This is a genomic window from Streptomyces sp. NPDC051064, from assembly GCF_044455985.1.
Lineage (GTDB): Bacteria > Actinomycetota > Actinomycetes > Streptomycetales > Streptomycetaceae > Streptomyces.
Window position 1 is genome coordinate 49,388 of record NZ_JBITFK010000017.1, and the last position, 18,390, is coordinate 67,777.

Here is an 18,390-nt window from a genome sequence, read left to right on the forward strand (position 1 = left end):
CCACGGGCGATCACATCCGGGTGTCACCCGGAGATGTCGTCGTCTCCCACCACGTCCGGTCTCCTCACCGAGAGAGCGATGTCCACGGCGAGCCTAGCAGCCGGCCGCCCCCGGGTCCTGAGGTGCCGTCATGCCTACTTGCCCGAGCCCACCGGGGTCACCGTGACGCGGGAAGCGGAGCCGGACCCCGCGGGGATGTTCACGGAGAGGGGCATGGTGTGCGAACGGGTCTCGTCCGGCGGCGTCACGACCGCCGAGGTGAACGTGACGCCCGAGCCGCCGCTGGTGTTCGGCGGGAAGTACAAGGAGAAGGTCGTGCGCTCCCCGGGTGCCAGCGTGACACTCGGCACCGACCGGCCGCTGTTGCGCTCGGCGCTCACGGTGCCGTCCTCGCCCGTGAGGTCCAGGCCGGGGAAACCGTGCATCGAGCAGGACGCGGAGCCGGTGTTCTCCAGGTTGATCAGCACCTCGCCTTCCGCCATGCCGCCGGAACTGCTGAAGGAGAGGTCCGCCGTCCGGCAGATACCCCCGGCCGAGGACGCGGACGGGGCCCCGGAGGCCGAGGCGGATGCCGAGGCCTGGCCGTCCCCTCCGCCGGAACCCTCCGTGGTGTCCGTGGCACCGGCACTGCTCGGGCTGCCGGAGCCGGCGGACGTCTCCGCCGGCGCGGACGCCGCCGCGCCCCTCTCGCTGGTGTCCTCACCGTTGCAGGCGGTGAGGGAGAGGGCGGCCGCCACTGCCGCGGCGATGACGGCGGATGTCTTCCGAAGGCGCATGACGTCCCCTGAGATGAGGCACCGGCTGCTCCGTACGAGCACTTACGTGGGCAATGCACGCGACTGTCCCGCGAACAGGTGCGCGCCGGACCGAAGATCATCACCTCGGGAAGAACACCGGCCCGCCCCGCGACCACAAGAGGCTCATGCCCGTCAGAAGCCCCGCCATGTACGCCGGACCGTGGCTCCGGGGATGCGGTGGGCCGTGCTTGCGGGCAGCGTGGGGGAGTGCCGCAGCTGCTGAGAACCCAGTGGATCCCCGTAGGCCTCATCGTGCTGGCCGTGGTGGTCGACCTGGTCACCCCGCACGACGTGACGTCAGCGCCGCTGCTCATGGCGGCACCCGTCGCCGCCGCGCCGCTCTGCGGCATCCGCGCGATCATCGGCATCGGACTCACGGCGATGGTCGTCCACGCGTTCCTCGCACGGCTCGACGGAACCTTCGGCTGGCGCGCGGACATCGCCAACCAGATCACCCTGGCGGCCGTCACCGCCCTCGCCGTCCTGATCCACCGCACGCTGCGCAGACAGGACGCCCGCGCCCGGCGCGCCCAGCACGTCGCGGCCGTCGCCCAGCGGGCCGTGCTGCCCAGGCCCCCGTCGCGTCTGGGGGACCTGCACATCGACGCGCGGTACGTGCCCGCCGAGAGCGAGGCACTGATCGGCGGCGACCTGTACGTGGTGCAGAGCACGCCGTACGGGATCCGGGTCATGGTCGGGGACGTACGGGGGAAGGGCCTCGGGGCGGTCAGCGCCGTCAGCGCCGACCTCGGCGCCTTCCGGTACGCGGCGGACGAGGCCGAGGATCTCCCGCAGCTCGTGACCCGGCTGGAGCGGGCCCTCCTGCGCGAGGGCGGCCGGCGTGGCGGCCAGCAGCAGTCGGAGGGCTTCACGACAGCGCTCATCGCCGAGTTCTCCACGGATCTGGAGACCGTACGCCTGGTCAACCGGGGCCATCCGCCCCCGGTACTCCTGGACGCACAGGGCCGCACCACCCTTCTCGAGGCATCCGAGGAGGCGCCCCCGCTGGGGATGAGCGATCTGGGCGCGTGGTCCTCTCCGGTCGACAGCTTCCCCTTCCCCGCCGGCTCCACCCTTCTCTGCTTCACCGACGGCGTCACCGAGTCGCGCGATGCCGCCGGGCGCTTCTACGACCCCGTCGCACGCCTGCCGCTCGTCCTCGGCAGACGGGCGCGCTCCGGCGGACGCCTTGCTCCGGGGCAGATCCTGGACACGCTGATCCAGGACGTCCGGCGCCACGTCGGCGGCCGGCCACAGGACGACCAGGCCATGCTGGCCCTGCACCGATCCCGCACCGAGGACGAACCCGCTCCGCGGGCCAGGGCCGGCCCTCCGAGCTGACGGCCGGTCCGGCCGCGGAGGAGCGGAGGAGCTGAGGCGCGCGCCGTCCGCCGTACGCCGTGCTCCTCCGGGCTCGGACACCTGGCTCGTCGGTCTCGACCTGGCGGCCTGTCCGCCGTGGCCGAGGCAGCCGTGAGGAGCGTCTCACCCGCCCGCCGCCGCTTGCTATGCAACCAGTTGCATAGAACGATCGGGGCATGGCGCTCGAACACGCGATCCTCGTCTCCCTGCTGGAACAGCCGGGCTCGGGCTATGAGCTCGCCCGGCGGTTCGAGCGGTCCATCGGATACTTCTGGACCGCCACGCACCAGCAGATCTACCGCGTCCTCAAGCGCATGGAGAGCGACGGCCTGCTCGACGTCCGCGACGTCCCGCAGGAGCGCCGACCGGACAAGAAGGAGTACTCCGTCGCCGGCCCCGGCCGCGCCGCCCTCTCCGGCTGGCTGCACGAACCGATCGAACCCGAGAGCCTCCGCCACGACCTCGCCGTGAAGATCCGTGGTGCGGCCTTCGACGACCCGGGCGCGCTGCTCCACGAGGTGGAGCGGCACCACCGGGTGCACAGCGACCGGCTCGCGCACTACCTCGCCGGGGAGCTGCGTGACTTCACCGGCCCCGGCGCCCCCGCGCCGCTCGACGCGGGGCAGGAGCTGCAGCACGTCGTGCTGCGCGGCGGCATCGCCTACGAGCGCATGACGGTCGCCTGGCTCGACGACGTACTCGCCACTCTCCACCGGCTCGGCGCGGACCACCCGCGCAGCTGAACCCGTCCCGCATCCTCCCGCCCACAACCTCCCGGAAGGCGTGCCACCATGGCCGACCCGCTGCTGTTCAACCCGCGTACCTACGACCCGGCGCACTTCGACCCGGAGACCCGCAGGCTTCTGCGCGCGACCGTCGACTGGTTCGAGGCCCGCGGCAAGCGCCGGCTGATCGAGGACTACCGGTCGCGCGCCTGGCTGGGCGACTTCCTCGAATTCGCCGCGAAGGAAGGCCTCTTCGCCACTTTCCTCACCCCCGCCTCCGCCGCGGAGCGAGACGACCAGCGCTGGGACACGGCCCGGATCGCCGCGCTCAACGAGATCTTCGGGTTCTACGGACTCGACTACTGGTACGCCTGGCAGGTGACCATCCTCGGTCTCGGCCCGGTCTGGCAGAGCGACAACGCCGCCGCCCGCAGCCGCGCGGCACAACTCCTCTCCCAGGGCGAGGTGTTCGCCTTCGGCCTTTCGGAGAAGTCGCACGGCGCCGACATCTACTCCACCGACATGCTCCTGGAGCCGGACGGCGACGGAGGCTTCCTGGCCACCGGTTCCAAGTACTACATAGGCAACGGCAACGCCGCCGGACTCGTCTCCGTCTTCGGCAGGCGCACCGACGTCGAGGGCCCGGAGGGCTATGTCTTCTTCGCGGCCGACAGCCGCCACCCGGCCTACCACCTGGTGAAGAACGTCGTCGACTCCTCCAAGTACGTCAGCGAGTTCCGCCTCGCCGCTTACCCCGTCGGCCCCGACGACGTCCTGCACACCGGCCGCGCCGCCTTCGACGCCGCCCTCAACACCGTCAACGTGGGCAAGTTCAACCTCTGCACCGCCTCGATCGGCATCTGCGAGCACGCGATGTACGAGGCCGTCACCCATGCGCAGAACCGCATCCTCTACGGCCGCCCCGTCACCGCCTTCCCGCACGTCCGCCGTGAGCTGGCCGACGCCTACGTCCGGCTCGTCGGCATGAAGCTGTTCAGCGACCGTGCCGTCGACTACTTCCGCTCGGCCGGCCCCGACGACCGCCGCTACCTGCTGTTCAACCCGATGACGAAGATGAAGGTGACCACGGAGGGCGAGAGGGTCATCGACCTGATGTGGGACGTCATCGCCGCCAAGGGCTTCGAGAAGGACACGTACTTCGCCCAGGCGGGCGTGGAGATCCGCAGCCTGCCCAAGCTGGAGGGCACGGTCCACGTCAACCTCGCCCTCATCCTGAAGTTCATGCGCAACCACCTGCTGGACCCCGCCGGGTACGAACCCGTGGCGACGCGTCTGGACGCCGCGGACGACGCGTTCCTCTTCCGGCAGGGACCTGCCCGCGGCCTCGGCTCCGTACGCTTCCACGACTGGCGTCCGGCCTACGACGCCTACGCCGCGCTCCCCAACGTCGCCCGCTTCCGGGAGCAGGCGGACGCGCTGTGCGACTTCGTGTCCGACTCCGCGCCCGACGAGGAGCAGAGCCGCGACCTCGACTTCCTGCTGTCCGTCGGCCAGCTCTTCGCACTGGTGGTGCACGGGCAGCTGATCCTGGAGCAGGCGAGGCTGACCGGACTGGACGAGGACGTGCTCGACGAGCTGTTCTCCGTACTCGTCCGCGACTTCTCCGCGAACGCCGTCGAGCTGCACGGCAAGGACTCCGCGACCGAGGGACAGCAGCGCTGGGCCATCGCCGCGGTGCGGCGTCCTGTCGTGGACGCCGCTCGCTCGGCACGGGTCTGGGACCGGGTCGAGGCGCTGTCCGGGGCATACGAGATGAGCCTGTAGCAACGGCGCGAGGTCCTGTCCGTCAGCTCAGGGGGCGAGCACCGCCCTTCCCCGGCGATGATGGCGGACAGTTCCTCGATCTCCGGATCGGTGAAGGAGGTCAGAGGCGGGCGGACCGGTCCGGCCTTGACTCCCGCCAGGGTCACCCCTGCCTTCACCAGTGCCACCGCGTAACCGGACACTCGTCGCCGCAGCCGGACCAAGGGGTGGAAGAAGTCCTTGTGTCAGCGGCCGGACGAGAGGGGACCGCCGGACGGACGGGCAGGGTCACTGGGCTCAGCGTCGGTTGTCGGCGTCGCCCGGGTGTAGCCGGCGCGCACCACGTTCACCAGCGGTTCGCCGCGTCGCAGGCGGCCGATGTTGTCGGCGATCTCCGCTGCACGGGCCGCGAAGGTGTCCGTGGTGTGGCCCGAGTTGTGGGGGGTCATGAGCACGTTGGGCAGGTCGTGGAAGGGAAGCCGGCTCGGCGGGTCCGGCGGTCCGGACCACCACACGTCCAGGGCCGCGCCGCCGATGGCACCGGAGCGGAGTGCCTCGTAGAGCGCCTCCTCCTGGACCACCGGACCCCGGGCTACGTTGACCAGAAACGACCCGGGCCCCATGGCCTTCAGCTCGGCCGGGCCGATCAGCCCTCTGGTGGCGGGGCTCAGGGGGACCGTGACCACCACGATGTCGGACTCGGCGAGGAGTTCGGGCAGCCGGCCGTTGCCACCGACCCAGTCGGGCCGCAGGTCGGCTGGGACCGGTGCGGTGGGGTCGCGCCGCACGGCACGCACCCCGAGCCCGACCGCCTGGCACAGCCGGGCGACCTCGGTCCCGGTCTCGCCGAAACCGATGATCCCGACCCTCCGGCCGTGCAGCGTCGACCCGAACGGGAGTCCGGGATCGACAGCGACGTTGCGCCAGCGTCCGGCGCGCAGCGCGCGGTCGGCCGACAGTACGTCGCGGGAGAGCATCAGTGCGGACATCAGTACGTGCTCGGCGATGGAGCGGCCGTGGTGGTGGGTGGTGGCGACCGTCACCTCGGGGCCGAGCGCGTCGAACGGAATGCCGTCGTAGCCGGCGCCGACGACGTGCACGAGCCGGAGCCGGGCTGCCCGCCGGGCGTCCTCGGCCCGGAGTCTCGACCCGACGTACACCTCGACGTCAGGGAGGGCGTCGGAGATCCGGTCGGCGTCCCAGTCGGAGGCGGCCAGCCAGACATGCCGGCCCTCCGTACGCGCCGTGAGCGGTTCATGGAACCGGCTGAGAATGCGGTGATCGATCATGATGTGCACGAGCGGGTCACCACCGGGGGGTCTTGGCCGAGAACGAAGGGTCGAAACGGCGCATGTAGCCGGTGTCGTCGCGGTCGCGCAGTCCGCAGTCGAGGTACTGGCGGTGGAGCCGTGCGAGTGCGTCGCGGTCGAGCTCCACGCCCAGACCGGGAGCCGTCGGTACGGTGACGCTGCCTTCGCTGAACCGCAGCGGCACGGGATCCACCACGTCCTCGTCCGGCCGCTTCCAGGGCCAGTGCGTGTCACAGGCGTAGGTCAGGCGCGGGGTGGCCGCCGCCAGGTGGGTCATCGCCGCGAGGCTGATGCCCAGGTGCGAGTTGGAGTGCATCGAGATGCCCAGCCCGAAGGTCTCGCAGATCGCGGAGAGCTGGCCGCACCGCCGGAGTCCGCCCCAGAAGTGGTGGTCCGAAAGGACGATGCCGACGGCTCCCCGGGCCACGGCCGGGGCCAGGTCGTCGAAGGAGACCACGCACATGTTGGTCGCCAGCGGGGTCGGTGTCCGCCCGGCCACGGACGCCATGCCCTCGATGCCCTCCGTCGGGTCCTCCAGGTACTGCAGGACGCCGTCCAGCTCGCGGGCGACGTGGAGCGATGTCTCCGTGCTCCAGGCGGCGTTGGGATCGAGGCGCAGCGGAAGGTCCGGGAAGGCCTTCCGCAGCGCCCTGATCGCCGCGATCTCCTCCTCCGGCGGGAAGACGCCCCCCTTGAGCTTGATGGAGGAGAAGCCGTACGTCCCGATCATGCGGCGGGCCTGGTCGACCAGGCCCGCCGGGTCGAGGGCCGCGCCCCAGTCGTCGTCGTCCTGACCGGGGTGCCCGGCCCACTTGTAGAAGAGATAGGCGCTGTAGGGCACCGTGGGGCGCACGGCTCCCCCCAGCAGGTCGGATACCGGCCGGCCGACGATTTTGCCCTGGATGTCCAGACACGCGACGTCGAACGGTGCCATGATCCGGTCCACGGTGCTGCTGCCGGTGACCATCCCGGACATGCCGTCGCCACCTGTGGTGTCGGCTCCCAGCGCACGCGTGGTGCGCGCGGTCAGATCGTTGAGACTCCAGACGTCCATGCCGGTCAGCTCGGTGGCAGCGCGGCGCAGCCGTTCCAGGTGCACCGTGCCGCCGTAGGTCTCGCCGATGCCGCTGATCCCGCTCTCCGTGGTGATCTCCACGACGGTGCGCAGCGCGTACGGCTCGTGCACGCCCACCGTGTTGAGCAGGGGGTGGTCACGGAAGGCCACGGGGGTCACGGTGACGTCGGCGATGCGTTCGGAGGTGCGTGCCATGCAGGCCATCCTCAGGTGAGCAGCGTTCTCATCTATGGACAACATTTGTATGTGTGGATGCTCTGCGGCGTCAATGGGCCGACGGGGAGGCTTCCGGCACCGGGGTCAGCAGGACTCCCTCGGTCATGAACCGCCGCACGTTGCGCAGGGTCAGGTCGCCCATGGCCGCACGGGTTTCCCGGGTGGCGCTGGCGATGTGCGGGAGCAGTACCACCCGGTCCGACTCCAACAGGGCCGGCGGCACGTTCGGTTCGTCGGTGAAGACATCGAGTGCCGCACCCGCGATCCGTCCCGCCTCCACCGCCGCGACCAGGGCCGGCTCGTCGACGACACTGCCCCGCGCGACGTTGACCAGGTGCCCCTGGGGGCCTAGCGCGTCCAGCACCGCCGCGGAGACCAGCCCCTCGGTGCCGCGTCCGCCCGCGACGGTGACGACGAGCGCGTCGCACCATTCGGCGAGGGCCTCCGCGGTGGGCAGGTACCGGTAGCCGACGCCGGCGACCGGTGAGCGCGTGCAGTACGAGACCTGCACGCCGAAGCCGTCGAGCCGCTGCGCGACGGCCCGGCCGATACGGCCCAGCCCCAGGACGCCCACCCGCTTCCCGCTCATCCGGGAAGTGAGCGGGAAGGGGGCGTCGGCCCACCCCCCGGCGCGCACGTACCGGTCGGCGGCCGACATCCGGCGCATGACGTCGATCAGGGCGCCGACCGCGAGGTCGGCGACACAATCGGTGAGTACGTCGGGGGTGTTGCTGACGTCGATGCCCCGCGCCCGGGCCCGGACCACGTCCGTCGTCTCGTAGCCGACACCGAAGTGGACGATCGCCCCCAGTCGCGGCAGCGCGTCCATCAGCGCGTCACTCACGCCGGCCCGCGCGCTCGTCACCGCCGCCACCACGTCCTTCCCGTGGTCGCGCACGTAGGCGGCGGGGTCGGAGAGTTCAGGCAGGCGGACCGTGTGGAAGTGCTCGGCCAGCGCGCCCTCCAGGGCGGGGAGCAGGGGGGCCACCTGGAGGACGGTGTCCGGGGCGCTCGTGGGGATGGAGTTCGGCAAGGTGATGCTCCGGTCTGCGTCGACGGGTTCGGTGTGTACGGCGCTCTGCGGCGTCCGCGCGGGACCTGGCGCGGGAATTTGATCTCCGCGTGTCTTGACGCTGCCTCGGCGCCGGTCTAGCTTCGCGTTCACGGATAGAGACTGAGTACGCAACTGTAGACAGCTTGTGGTGGTCGACCTTCTACCCCAGAGCTCGGAACGCGACACATCAGCGATCCCCCGGAGACACGTGACGATGAAGTCCTCCGTTTCATCCGCCCGGCGCGCCGCGCCGAGGCGGCCCCGCACGCTCTTGGCGACACTGCTGGCGGGCGCCGTATTCACGTCCAGCGGGTGCGCCGTGGCCAACAGCGCCGGCGGCGAGACAGGCCGCGCCGACGGCCGCACCCTGCGGGTGGTGCTCACTCAGGAACCGCCCACCCTGGAACCCTGTGAGGCATCTCTGACGGGCACCGGCGTCGTCGTCCGGTCCAACATCACCGAGCCCCTGATCGAACGAGATCCCGCGTCCGGCGAGTTGAACCCCCTGCTGGCGACCGGCTGGAAGCAGACCGGGGCCCGCACCTGGGCCATCGACATCCGTTCCGGAGTGACCTTCCAGAACGGCGCGCCCTTCACCGCCGAGGACGCCGCGTTCTCCATCGACCGGGCGGTCAACTCCGACCTCGCCTGCAATGTCGAGGGCTATGTCTTCGGCAACGACGACCTCGAGGTGGAAGCGGTGAACGACCACCGGCTGACCGTGACGACCGTGAAGCCGGACCCCATCCTCCCGCTGCGTCTGAGTTTCGTGGAGATCGTGCCCCGCACGACCGACATCGACGCCAAGGTGCGCATCCCGGTCGGCACCGGGCCCTACGCCGTCCGCTCCTGGCAGCCCGGAGCGGCGATCTTGCTCAACCGCTTCGGTGACTACTGGGGCGAGGCCCCGCCCTTCGCGCGGGCCCGCTATGTCTGGCGCAGCGATGCCAGTGTCCGCGCCGCCATGATCGACAAGGGTGAGGCGGAGATCGCCGTGGCGCTGGACCCTATGGAAGCGAAGAAGGACACGACGGTCGCCTATCCCAACAACGAGACGACCGCCCTGCGGCTGGACGGCCGCGAGGCTCCGCTGGACGATCTGCGGGTGCGGCGGGCGATCGACCTGGCCGTGGACCGCCAGGGCATCATCGGCGCCCTCCTCGGCGGCCTGGCCGAACCGGCCGGCCAACTGGTTCCGCCCGGAGTGGTGGGACACAGCGACACGATCGAACCCACCCGGCAGAACGTCGGCAAGGCCCGCGCCCTGATCGAGGAAGCGTCGGCCGACGGCGTGCGCACCGACCGGCAGATCACCCTGGTCGCCCGCAACGGCATGTTCTCAGGGGTGTCGGAAACGGCGGAGGCACTTCAGTACCAGATGGAGCGGATCGGGCTGAACGTACGGGTCCGTATGGCCGACACCGCCACCCACCTCCAGTACCAGCTCCGTCCCCTGCCCGAGGACGTCGGTCCCATCGCCCTGCTGATCATGCACGGCAACCAGGCCGGGGACGCGGACTTCACCACCAGCCAGTACCTGCTGAGCGACGGCCCCCAGTCCACGTTCGGCACGGAGGCGCTCGACCGGCGCATCGCCGAAGCGGCCGAGCTCTCCGGCGAGGAGCGGCAGAAAGCCTTCGCCGGCCTGCTCGCGGAGCAGAACGAATCCGTCGTCCAGTACACCCACATCGCCCACATGAGCGGACTGCTCGGCCTGTCGCCGTCGATCCGGTACAAGCCCGACTCCGCCACCGGGGACGAAATGCGGCTGGCCGAGGTCAGCCCGGCCGAGGGGGCGAAGCACTGACATGATCCCGTTCCTGCGCAAGCGCATACTCTCCAGTGCCGTCCCCCTGGTCTGCGTCGTCCTCGGCGTGTTCCTCCTGGCCCGGATGACCGGCAACCCCGTCGACCTCTACCTCCCCCTGAGCGCCACCCCCGAGCAACGCGCGGAGTTCTCCGCCGCGCAGGGCTTCGACCTTTCGATCCCGGCACAGTTGTGGAACTACCTCGTCGACGCCGCGCGTTTCGACTTCGGCGTCTCGCTGCGGACCGGACAGCCGGCGGGCTCGATGGTGATCGACGCCTTTCCCGTCACGCTGCAGCTCGCCGGTGTGACCATGCTGCTCGCGATCACCGGAGCGCTCCTGGTCGGCAGTCTCGCGGCCTACCGTCCCAACTCCCTGATCGACAGGATCGCCAGCCTGCTGTCGATGACGGCCGCCAGCATCCCCGACTTCTGGTTCGCCATCATGGGCGTGCTGGTCTTCGGTGTGAGCCTGGGGCTGCTGCCGACCTCGGGCACCATGGGCGGCCCCGAGATCTGGGTGCTGCCCATCGCGACCCTGCTGATCCGCCCGTTCGGTGTGCTGGTGCAGGTGGTCCGCGGCAGCATGGTCACCGCGCTCTCCGCGCCCTACGTCAAGATCGCCCGGAGCAAGGGCGCCACGCCCTGGCGGGTGGTCTTCGGCCATGCCCTGCGGAACGCCGTCACGCCGGTGCTCACCGTGGCGGGCGACCTGACGGTGGGTCTGGTCAACGGCGCGGTCATCGTCGAGACGATCTTCGGCTGGCCCGGCATAGGCAAACTCATGATCGACTCCATTCTCCAGCGTGACTTCGCGGTCCTCCAGGCGGCCGTCCTCATGACCGCCGTGACGATCTTCGCGCTGAACATCCTCGTCGACGTCTGCCACGCGCTGACCGACCCCCGAGTGCGTCAGGTGGTGCCGGCATGAGTGAAGGGAGCACCATGACCCGAGAAGAGTCCTCCGGGGGGACCGCGGCCGCCCCCGCCGCCCGCACGGGGCGGCCGAGTCGGTGGCGGATGCTGGGCCGGGACCGGGCCGCGGCGGTCGGGGCCGCGGTCCTCACCGTCGTCGCCCTCATGGCCCTCTTCGGCCGGCTGTTCATCGGCGACCGCGCGCAGCGCCAGGACCTGGACGCCTCCCTGCGGCCACCGTCCCTGGACGACGGGGTGTACGGGCTGCTCGGCACCGATGTCCTGGGGCGCAGCATGGTGGCCCGGCTGATCGAGGCGTCCGCCACGACGCTGTCCGTCGCTGTCCCGGCCGTCCTGTGCTCACTGGTGATCGGCTCGGCCCTGGGCCTGTGGGCCGGCTACCACGGAGGGCGCCGCGAGAGCGTGGCCATGAGGATCGCCGACGTGATCCTCAGCTTTCCCTCGCTGCTGATCGCGGTGGTCGTGCTGTACGTCTTCTCACCCAGCGCGCTGAACCTCGTGCTGATCCTGGCCGTCACCCGTATCCCCGTGTACCTGCGCACCGCGCGGGCGGAGGCGGCGGAGCTGCGGAGCCGGCTGTTCGTCGACGCGGCCAGGACCTTCGGAACGGCCGGCCGGATGATCATCTACCGGCACATCCTGCCGATCGCCCTGCCGACCCTGCTGACGGTGGCGACCCTCGACTTCTGCTTCGTGATGCTCACCGAGTCGTCGCTGAGCTTCCTGGGCATCGGAATTCAGCCTCCGGACGTGAGCTGGGGCCTGATGGTCGCCCAGGGGCGGCAGTACCTCCAGACCGCCTGGTGGATCACCGTGCTGCCAGGGCTGGCCATCGTGCTCACGACCGTGTCCGCCACGGTGCTCGCCGCCTGGGCCCGCATCGCCACCGACCCCGCCCAGCGCTGGCGCCTGACGATGCCGACGAAGCGCCGGGCCGTCTCGCCCGCCGTGCCCCCGGAGATGATTCCGTGACCACCACCAGTCCCTCCCCGTCCGGCACCGACACCCCGGCCCTCGCTGTCGAGGGACTGTGCGTGGACCTGACCACGCCCTCAGGGACGGTACGCGCCGTCGACGGCGTCAGCTTCAGCGTCCGTCACGGCCGTACCCTGGCCCTCCTGGGCGAGTCCGGCTGCGGCAAGTCGATGACCGCTCTGTCCGTGGTCGGGCTGCTGGACCCCGCGGCCTCGGTGACCGGCGGCGCCGTCCGGGTCAGGGGCGACGACATCCTCCGCATGAGCCCGGCACAACGCCGCAAGCTGGCCGGGCCCGTCCTGTCGATCGTCTTCCAGGACGCCCTGACCGCCCTCAACCCGGTGCAGCCGGTCGGCAGGCAGATCGGCGAACCCTTCCGCATCCACCACGGACTCTCCCGGCGCCAGGCCCGGGAGAAGGCCGTCGAGCTGATGACACGGGTGGGTATCCCCGAACCGAGGCAGCGGGCGCGGTCCTATCCCCACCAGTTCTCCGGCGGCATGCGGCAGCGCCTGCTGATCGCGATGGCCGTCGCGCTCGCTCCCGACGTGCTCATCGCCGACGAACCCACCACCGCGCTCGACGTGACGGTGCAGGCGCAGATCATGCGGTTGCTCCGGGACCTCCAGGGCGAGCGGGACATGGCCCTCGTGCTGATCACCCACGACCTGGCCGTGGTCGCACAGCGCGCCGACGACGTGGTCGTGATGTACGCGGGCACGGTCGTGGAGAACGGACCGGTGCACGACGTCTTCTCCGCACCCCGCCACCCCTACACCAGGGGACTGCTCGATTCGGTTCCGGAGGGCAGCGTGCGTGGGCGCCCGCTGCCCTCCGTTCCCGGCAGCCCGCCCGAGCTGAGCGCGGTGCCGTCCGGCTGCGTCTTCCAGGCCCGCTGCCCGCTGGTGCGGGAGCGCTGTGTCCGGGAGCGGCCGTCCCTGCGTACCGCGGGCGACGGCCGTTCGGCCGCCTGTCACTTCTCCGAGGAGCTCGCACGTGTCTGAGTCCCGTGCCACCACCGCTACGCCCGGACCTCGCGCGGACGGTCCGCAGGAGGATCCTCCGCTGCTGGAGGTCCGAGGGGTCACCAAGACCTTCGGCAGCGGCCGGCGCCGGCTGACCGCACTGGACGGGGTGGACGTGCGGATCGGCCGGGGGCAGACTCTCGGGCTCGTCGGGGAGTCGGGCTGCGGAAAATCCACCCTGGCCCGGGTGCTGCTGGGGCTGGAGCGCCCGGACTCGGGCACCGTACGGTTCGACGGAACCGACCCCTTCGCCCTGCGCGGCAAGGAACTGCTGGCCTGGCGCCGCCGTGTGCAGATGGTCTTCCAGGACCCCTTCGCCTCGCTCAACGCACGTATGTCGGCCGCCGACCTGATCGGCGAACCCTGGGCCACCCACCGGGACGTCGTGCCGGGCGCCAAGGCCCGTGAGAAGCGGATCCGCGAACTGCTGTCCCTGGTCGGGTTGAGGGAGAGCGACGCCCATCGCTACCCCAACGAGTTCTCCGGAGGGCAGCGCCAGCGCATAGGCATCGCACGCGCGTTGGCCCTGGACCCCGACATCATCGTGTGCGACGAGCCCGTCTCCGCCCTCGACCTGTCGGTGCAGGCGCAGGTCCTGAACGTCCTCTCGGAGCTACGCACCCGACTCGGCGTCACCTACGTGTTCATCTCCCACGACCTGTCCGTGGTGCGCTACATCTCCGACCGGGTGACGGTGATGTACCTGGGCAAGGTCATCGAACAGGGAGACACGGAGAACGTCTTCGAACACCCCCAACACCCCTACACCGCCGCGCTGATGTCTGCGGCTCCCGTCCTGAAGCCCACCCCCGACGCCCACCACCAGGAGATCCACCTCCAGGGGGAGATCCCCTCACCCTTCGACATCCCCTCCGGATGCCGCTTCCGCACCCGTTGCTGGCGGGCCGAGGACCGGTGCGCGACCCGGACACCTCCGGTCGTCGTCAGGCAGACGGAGGACGTGGCCGAACCGCACACAGCGCTGTGCCACTTCCCCCTGGATGCGGAGTCCGCGTGGGCGTGAACGGCCTGGAGTTCGCCCTGCTCTGCGGGTGTCGGTGCCCTGCTCCAGGTCTCCATCGGCTTCGGCCTCGGCATGATCGCCGCACCCGTCTTCGCCCTCGTGGACCCGGCGTTGGCTCCGGTCGCGGTCCTGCTGCTCGCCGGCGGGGTGACGGCGTCGGTGCTCGTACGGGAACGCGGCCGGGCGGATCTGCGCGGCTGCGGATGGGCACTGGTCGGGCGGGTACCGGGAGTGCTCGCGGGTACCCTGCTCGTCGTCGCCCTCCCTGCCCGGTACCTCGCCCTTCTCATCGCCACGGTGGTCCTCGCCGGCGTCGTGGTGAGCATGGCCGGCTACGTTCCGGGGCAGCGGCGGTCCGCGGTGGTACTGGCCGGCATGGCCTCAGGCGTGATGGGCACGGCGACGTCCATCGGCGGTCCGCCCATGGCGATGGTGTGGCAGCGGCTGCGCGGTCCGGAACTGCGCGCCACGATGAGCGCGTTCTTCCTCGTCGGCTCACTCATGAGCCTCGCCTCGCTGACCGCGGCCGGTACGGTCGGAGCACATGCCCTGTGGGGTGCGGTGCTGCTCACCCCCGCCGCTGTCGCCGGAGTACTGCTCTCCCGGCCACTCACCCGCAGGCTGGACGTGCGGCGCACCCGCATGGCCGCCACGGCGCTGGCGGTCGCGGGTGCGTCGGTGCTGGTCGCGCAGCAGTTCGTCTGACCGGCGAAACCGCCGGAAAAGGCGACTGACGGCCTCTCAGACGGTCTGGAGGCGGTCGCCCGGCTGTGTACCGACGGTCCGGCGGAGGGCGGGGGAGACCGATGTCCGCATGCCGAGCATGGTGTCGGCGACATGGAGGGCGTGCGGAACCGTCTGGGTGCCGGTCATCACGCACAGGGTGTAGGCGGCGTCCTCCGCGGCACGGGCGGTCGCGTCCGTGGAGCGGCGCGCGTCCTCGATCCGTGCGTCGGCGTAGCGGGCCAGAGCGACTCTCAGGTCCTGAGGACTGGGTGTCAGCACAGCAGGTTCTCCTCTGTTCTGTTCTTCAGATCCACGTCCGGTGCGGGGCGCCTGGACACGGGGGCCTTCGTCCGGCCCGGCCGAGCGGTGCGGTCGCACACGCCGTCGTGTGACCCGCCGTCACGCGTGTACCCGCTTGCGAGCGGAGTACGCCCCCTCCTGCGTGTACACCGCCCGTCGCCGGTCCGGGCGCTCTACCGTTCACCGATGCGGTCTGTCTCCTGGTGGGTCCTGTTCTCCTCGGTGTGCGCCCCGATCCTCCTCGTCGGCGGCTGGGTGGTCTCCGCGGTGCTCCAGGGGCCCGGCTACGATCCCGCGTCGGCGACGATCAGCATCCTGGCCGCCGACGGCGCCGCCGGTTACTGGGTGATGACGTCCGCTCTGCTCGCCCTCGGAGCCTGCCACGTCGTGACCGCGTGCGGACTGCGACCCGCCGCGCCGTTCGGACGGGTGGCCCTGGCCGGCGGTGGGGTCTCGGCGATGCTGCTGGCCCTGTTCCCGGCACCGAGCAGTGGTGGCTCGTTCCCTCACGGCGTCGTCGTGGCCGTGGGCTTCTCGCTGCTCGCGGTGTGGCCGGTCCTGGCCGTGCCTCGCTCCACCGCCGGTGGGCGGACCCCGTCCGGGCCAGGTGCCGCCGGCGTACCGCGTGTAGTTCCGCCTTGGGGGCTGCGGGCCGGGCCGTCCATCATGGCGGCCGCGCTGATATGGCTCGGCGGTGCATGGTTCCTGCTCGCCCTCTTCGTGCTCGACACCGCGGGTGCGGCCGAGCGCGTCCTCACGTTCGCGCAGTCGCTCTGGCCTCTCGTCGTGGTCCTGTCCTGCGTCCGGGCGCGGCACGACCGGTTCGAGGCAGGGGGCCGGGCCGACGGCTGACGCGGCTCGTCGTGGCAGAGCGCCTCGGCCCGGCTGAAGCGGCGGTCGCCGAGGACCAGGCGCGCGTCTGCGTAGCGGGTGGTCAGCCAGGCGGGGTCTCCGTACGTCATGCGTATGCGCACGAGGCCGGGCCGTTCCAGAGCTTCCTGGCAGGCGTCCGCCAGCCCGGGCCTTCGCCCCCGCGGAGCGACGGCCCGGCCCCAGGGGACGGCTTACGGCTTGCGGCCGACCGCCACATAGCCGGCGCTGATGATGTCGTCCTGGCCGGGGACGGGTTCACCGAGTCCGGGGTGCCAGGCTTCCGCTGCCACGATGCCCGGTTCGACGATGTCGAGTCCGTCGAAGAAGCGGGCGAACTGAACACGCGTGCGGGGTGCCAGGGTGAGCGTGTTGGCCTTGTACATCTCGTTGACCTTGCCCGCCTCCGCCGGGTGGAAGTCGGCGGTGAGGTGCGAGATCACGACATGGCTGCCCGGCGCGAGTACCCCGGTCAGCCGCTCCACCAGCTCGTAGGCCCCGTCCTCGTCGCTCACGAAATGCAGCAACGAGATCAACGAGAGCGCGACCGGACGGCTGAAGTCCAGGGTCTTGCCGGCGTGATCGAGGATGGCGTCCACCTCGCGGGCGTCCGCCTGCACATAGTCGATGGCGCCCTCCGGAGTGCCCTTCAGCAGGGCCTCGGCGTGCGCCAGGACGATGGGATCGTTGTCGCAGTAGACGACCCGGGCGGCCGGCGCCGCCTGCTGGGCCACCTGATGCAGATTCGGCTCGGTGGGTATCCCCGTGCCGATGTCGAGGAACTGCCGGATCCCCTGCTCGGTGAGCCACCGGGTGGCGCGGTGCATGAACGCCCGGTTCACCTTCGCCATGACCGGGACCGAGGGTTCGACGGCAAGCATCTGCCGGCCCATGGCCTCGTCCACCGGGTAGTTGTCCTTGCCGCCGAGGAACCAGTCGTACATCCGGGCGGGATGGGGTCTGCTGGTGTCGATGCGCAGGGCGGGGGCATCGTTCTCCGGTCGGGACATGGTGAACTCCTGGGTGTGCGCGGCAGCGGATGATCAGCTTGCGACCAGAATAGGCAACGGGAGTGCCTGAAAAGTCGGATGGAGCACAACTTCGCTGTCGAATAAGGCTACTTCGCCGGTGATGTCGCCTACGTACCGGGTGAGTCCCTGGCAGGGCTGTTCGCAGACGCGGCCGGGCCGGTGGGAGCGGCGGTCAGGGCCACCGCCCCCACCGGCCCGGGACGCGCCCGGGTGTCAGCCGGCGGTGCAGCTGACGGTGGGCCAGGTCCAGTTGCCGTTGGCCTGGATGGTGGCGCCCCAGTTGTTGCCGCTGCCGTTGGGCTTGGCGCTGAGTACCTGGGCGCTGGGGTAGGTGGTGCTGGTGTTCCAGGTGGAGAGGACCTTGGCGGGGGAGGGGACGTTCATGGTGACGGTCCAGTTGCTGGAGCCGGAGACCGAGACGTTGAGGTTGTAACGGTCGCTCCACTTCTCGCCCGCGGTCACGGTGGCGGTGCAGCCGCCGCTGCCACCGCCCCCACCGCTGCTGCCGCTGTCAGGAGCGACGGCGCGGCCGGTCTGCGGCGAGATCATGCCGGCGCACAGCCCTCGGCTCGCAAGGCCCTGCGCGATGCGCGGGATGGCCGCGAGCGTGTTGGCAGGCCAGTCGTGCATCAGGATGATCTGGCCGTTGGTGAGCCGGGCGTTGGCCTGCACGATCGCGTCGGTGCTCGCGTTGTTCCAGTCCTGCGAGTCGACGTCCCAGATGATCTGGGTCAGGCCGTACTTGGCCGCGGCCGCCTGCACCGTCGAGTTGGTCTCACCGTACGGAGGGCGGAACAGCTTCGGTGTACCCCCGCCCCCGGCGGCGATGGCCTGCTGGGTCCGGGAGAGCTCCGAGTCGACCTGCGCCTGACTCTGCTGGGTCAGGTGCGGGTGCGTGTAGCTGTGGTTGCCGACCCACATGCCGGCGTCCACCTGTGCCCGCACCTTGGCCGGGTCGGCTGCGGCGTACTGGCCCTGGTTGAACATCGTGGCCCGCAGCCCGTTCTGCTTGAGGGCGTTGAGCAGGGCCGGGGTGCTGCCCGACGGGCCGTCGTCGAAGGTGAGCCCGACGTACCCGTTGCAGGCGGCGCCCGCCGCGGCATGGGAGGGCGTGGTGTCCACGGCGACCGTGGCGGTCGCGGCCATCGCGGCGACGGCCAGTGCCGTGACCACCGGTCGCGGGGACAGGCGTGGCGTGATGCGCATGCGGGTGAGTCCTTTCTCGTCCTGATGGACAGGGGGGGTATGGGGGGAGAGACGGTTGGCCGTGGGGGGGGGGGGGGCGGGGCCCCCCCCCCCCCCCCCGGCCCCCCCCCCCCCCCCCCCGCCCCCCCCCCGGGCCCCCGAACGGGGGGCCCGTACACATTCCCGTGGGCCGGGGTGTGGGGGCCCC

The 18,390-nt window shown here is 71.0% G+C and carries 17 protein-coding genes and 1 pseudogene; 10 read left to right on the forward strand and 8 right to left on the reverse strand.

What is annotated here, in order from left to right; translation table 11 throughout:
* Positions 1 to 134: 134 nt before the first annotated feature.
* Complete coding sequence (locus ACIBCU_RS37135; protein WP_399236972.1) at positions 135 to 776, reverse strand: DUF4232 domain-containing protein; 642 nt, start codon at positions 774 to 776, stop codon at positions 135 to 137.
* A gap of 228 nt (positions 777 to 1,004) precedes the next feature.
* Between ACIBCU_RS37135 and ACIBCU_RS37140 the strand changes: the two genes are divergently transcribed.
* From ACIBCU_RS37140 to ACIBCU_RS37150, 3 genes are all read left to right on the forward strand, one after another.
* The gene (locus ACIBCU_RS37140; RefSeq protein WP_362930001.1) at positions 1,005 to 2,138 is read left to right on the forward strand and encodes a PP2C family protein-serine/threonine phosphatase; all 1,134 of its coding nucleotides are present in this window, start codon (positions 1,005 to 1,007) and stop codon (positions 2,136 to 2,138) included.
* 197 nt (positions 2,139 to 2,335) lie between these two features.
* Positions 2,336 to 2,902 (forward strand): PadR family transcriptional regulator, encoded by a 567-nt coding sequence (locus ACIBCU_RS37145; RefSeq protein ID WP_362930003.1) that lies wholly within the window; start codon positions 2,336 to 2,338, stop codon positions 2,900 to 2,902.
* A gap of 48 nt (positions 2,903 to 2,950) precedes the next feature.
* Positions 2,951 to 4,669, forward strand: a complete 1,719-nt coding sequence (locus ACIBCU_RS37150; protein WP_399236975.1) for an acyl-CoA dehydrogenase family protein — start codon at positions 2,951 to 2,953, stop codon at positions 4,667 to 4,669.
* Positions 4,670 to 4,893: 224 nt separating this feature from the next.
* Here ACIBCU_RS37150 and ACIBCU_RS37155 read toward each other — a convergent pair whose 3' ends face one another.
* From ACIBCU_RS37155 to ACIBCU_RS37165, 3 genes are all read right to left on the reverse strand, one after another.
* Positions 4,894 to 5,937: a 2-hydroxyacid dehydrogenase gene (locus ACIBCU_RS37155; protein ID WP_399236977.1), complete on the reverse strand. Its 1,044-nt coding sequence runs from the start codon at positions 5,935 to 5,937 to the stop codon at positions 4,894 to 4,896.
* A 16-nt stretch (positions 5,938 to 5,953) separates the two neighbouring features.
* A complete protein-coding gene (locus ACIBCU_RS37160; RefSeq protein ID WP_399236979.1) occupies positions 5,954 to 7,228 on the reverse strand; it encodes a glucarate dehydratase family protein in 1,275 nt (424 codons plus the stop codon).
* Between the two features lie 70 nt (positions 7,229 to 7,298).
* Complete coding sequence (locus ACIBCU_RS37165; RefSeq protein WP_399236981.1) at positions 7,299 to 8,282, reverse strand: 2-hydroxyacid dehydrogenase; 984 nt, start codon at positions 8,280 to 8,282, stop codon at positions 7,299 to 7,301.
* A gap of 340 nt (positions 8,283 to 8,622) precedes the next feature.
* Here ACIBCU_RS37165 and ACIBCU_RS37170 point away from each other — a divergent pair, with 340 nt between their 5' ends.
* From ACIBCU_RS37170 to ACIBCU_RS37195, 6 genes are all read left to right on the forward strand, one after another.
* Positions 8,623 to 10,110, forward strand: a complete 1,488-nt coding sequence (locus ACIBCU_RS37170; RefSeq protein ID WP_399236983.1) for an ABC transporter substrate-binding protein — start codon at positions 8,623 to 8,625, stop codon at positions 10,108 to 10,110.
* Between the two features lies 1 nt (position 10,111).
* Complete coding sequence (locus tag ACIBCU_RS37175) at positions 10,112 to 11,041, forward strand: ABC transporter permease (RefSeq protein WP_399236985.1); 930 nt, start codon at positions 10,112 to 10,114, stop codon at positions 11,039 to 11,041.
* Positions 11,042 to 11,055: 14 nt separating this feature from the next.
* Complete coding sequence (locus ACIBCU_RS37180; protein WP_362943123.1) at positions 11,056 to 12,018, forward strand: ABC transporter permease; 963 nt, start codon at positions 11,056 to 11,058, stop codon at positions 12,016 to 12,018.
* Positions 12,015 to 13,025 carry an ABC transporter ATP-binding protein gene (locus ACIBCU_RS37185; RefSeq protein WP_362943126.1) on the forward strand — a complete coding sequence of 337 codons (1,011 nt, stop codon included), beginning with the start codon at positions 12,015 to 12,017 and terminating at the stop codon, positions 13,023 to 13,025. The genes ACIBCU_RS37180 and ACIBCU_RS37185 overlap by 4 nt, the downstream gene beginning before the upstream one ends.
* Entirely contained in the window at positions 13,018 to 14,070 is a 1,053-nt protein-coding gene (locus ACIBCU_RS37190; protein WP_399236988.1) for an ABC transporter ATP-binding protein, read from the forward strand. The genes ACIBCU_RS37185 and ACIBCU_RS37190 overlap by 8 nt, the downstream gene beginning before the upstream one ends.
* Positions 14,071 to 14,142: 72 nt before the next feature.
* Complete coding sequence (locus ACIBCU_RS37195; RefSeq protein ID WP_399236990.1) at positions 14,143 to 14,775, forward strand: TSUP family transporter; 633 nt, start codon at positions 14,143 to 14,145, stop codon at positions 14,773 to 14,775.
* Between the two features lie 36 nt (positions 14,776 to 14,811).
* Here ACIBCU_RS37195 and ACIBCU_RS37200 read toward each other — a convergent pair whose 3' ends face one another.
* The gene (locus ACIBCU_RS37200) at positions 14,812 to 15,075 is read right to left on the reverse strand and encodes a DUF5133 domain-containing protein (protein ID WP_362943132.1); all 264 of its coding nucleotides are present in this window, start codon (positions 15,073 to 15,075) and stop codon (positions 14,812 to 14,814) included.
* 207 nt (positions 15,076 to 15,282) lie between these two features.
* On the opposite strand from ACIBCU_RS37200, the gene ACIBCU_RS37205 reads away from it, so the two are divergent.
* A complete protein-coding gene (locus ACIBCU_RS37205) occupies positions 15,283 to 15,948 on the forward strand; it encodes a DUF998 domain-containing protein (RefSeq protein WP_362943135.1) in 666 nt (221 codons plus the stop codon).
* On the opposite strand, the pseudogene ACIBCU_RS37210 reads toward ACIBCU_RS37205, so the two are convergent.
* The 3 genes and pseudogenes from ACIBCU_RS37210 to ACIBCU_RS37220 form a co-directional block, all read right to left on the reverse strand.
* Positions 15,933 to 16,112 (reverse strand): annotated as a pseudogene (locus ACIBCU_RS37210) (cytochrome P450); the annotation flags it as partial. The gene ACIBCU_RS37205 and the pseudogene ACIBCU_RS37210 sit on opposite strands and share 16 nt — an antisense overlap.
* Positions 16,113 to 16,160: 48 nt before the next feature.
* A complete protein-coding gene (locus tag ACIBCU_RS37215) occupies positions 16,161 to 16,976 on the reverse strand; it encodes an SAM-dependent methyltransferase (protein ID WP_362943138.1) in 816 nt (271 codons plus the stop codon).
* A 234-nt stretch (positions 16,977 to 17,210) separates the two neighbouring features.
* Positions 17,211 to 18,203, reverse strand: a complete 993-nt coding sequence (locus ACIBCU_RS37220) for a polysaccharide deacetylase family protein (protein ID WP_399236994.1) — start codon at positions 18,201 to 18,203, stop codon at positions 17,211 to 17,213.
* Positions 18,204 to 18,390: the final 187 nt, after the last annotated feature.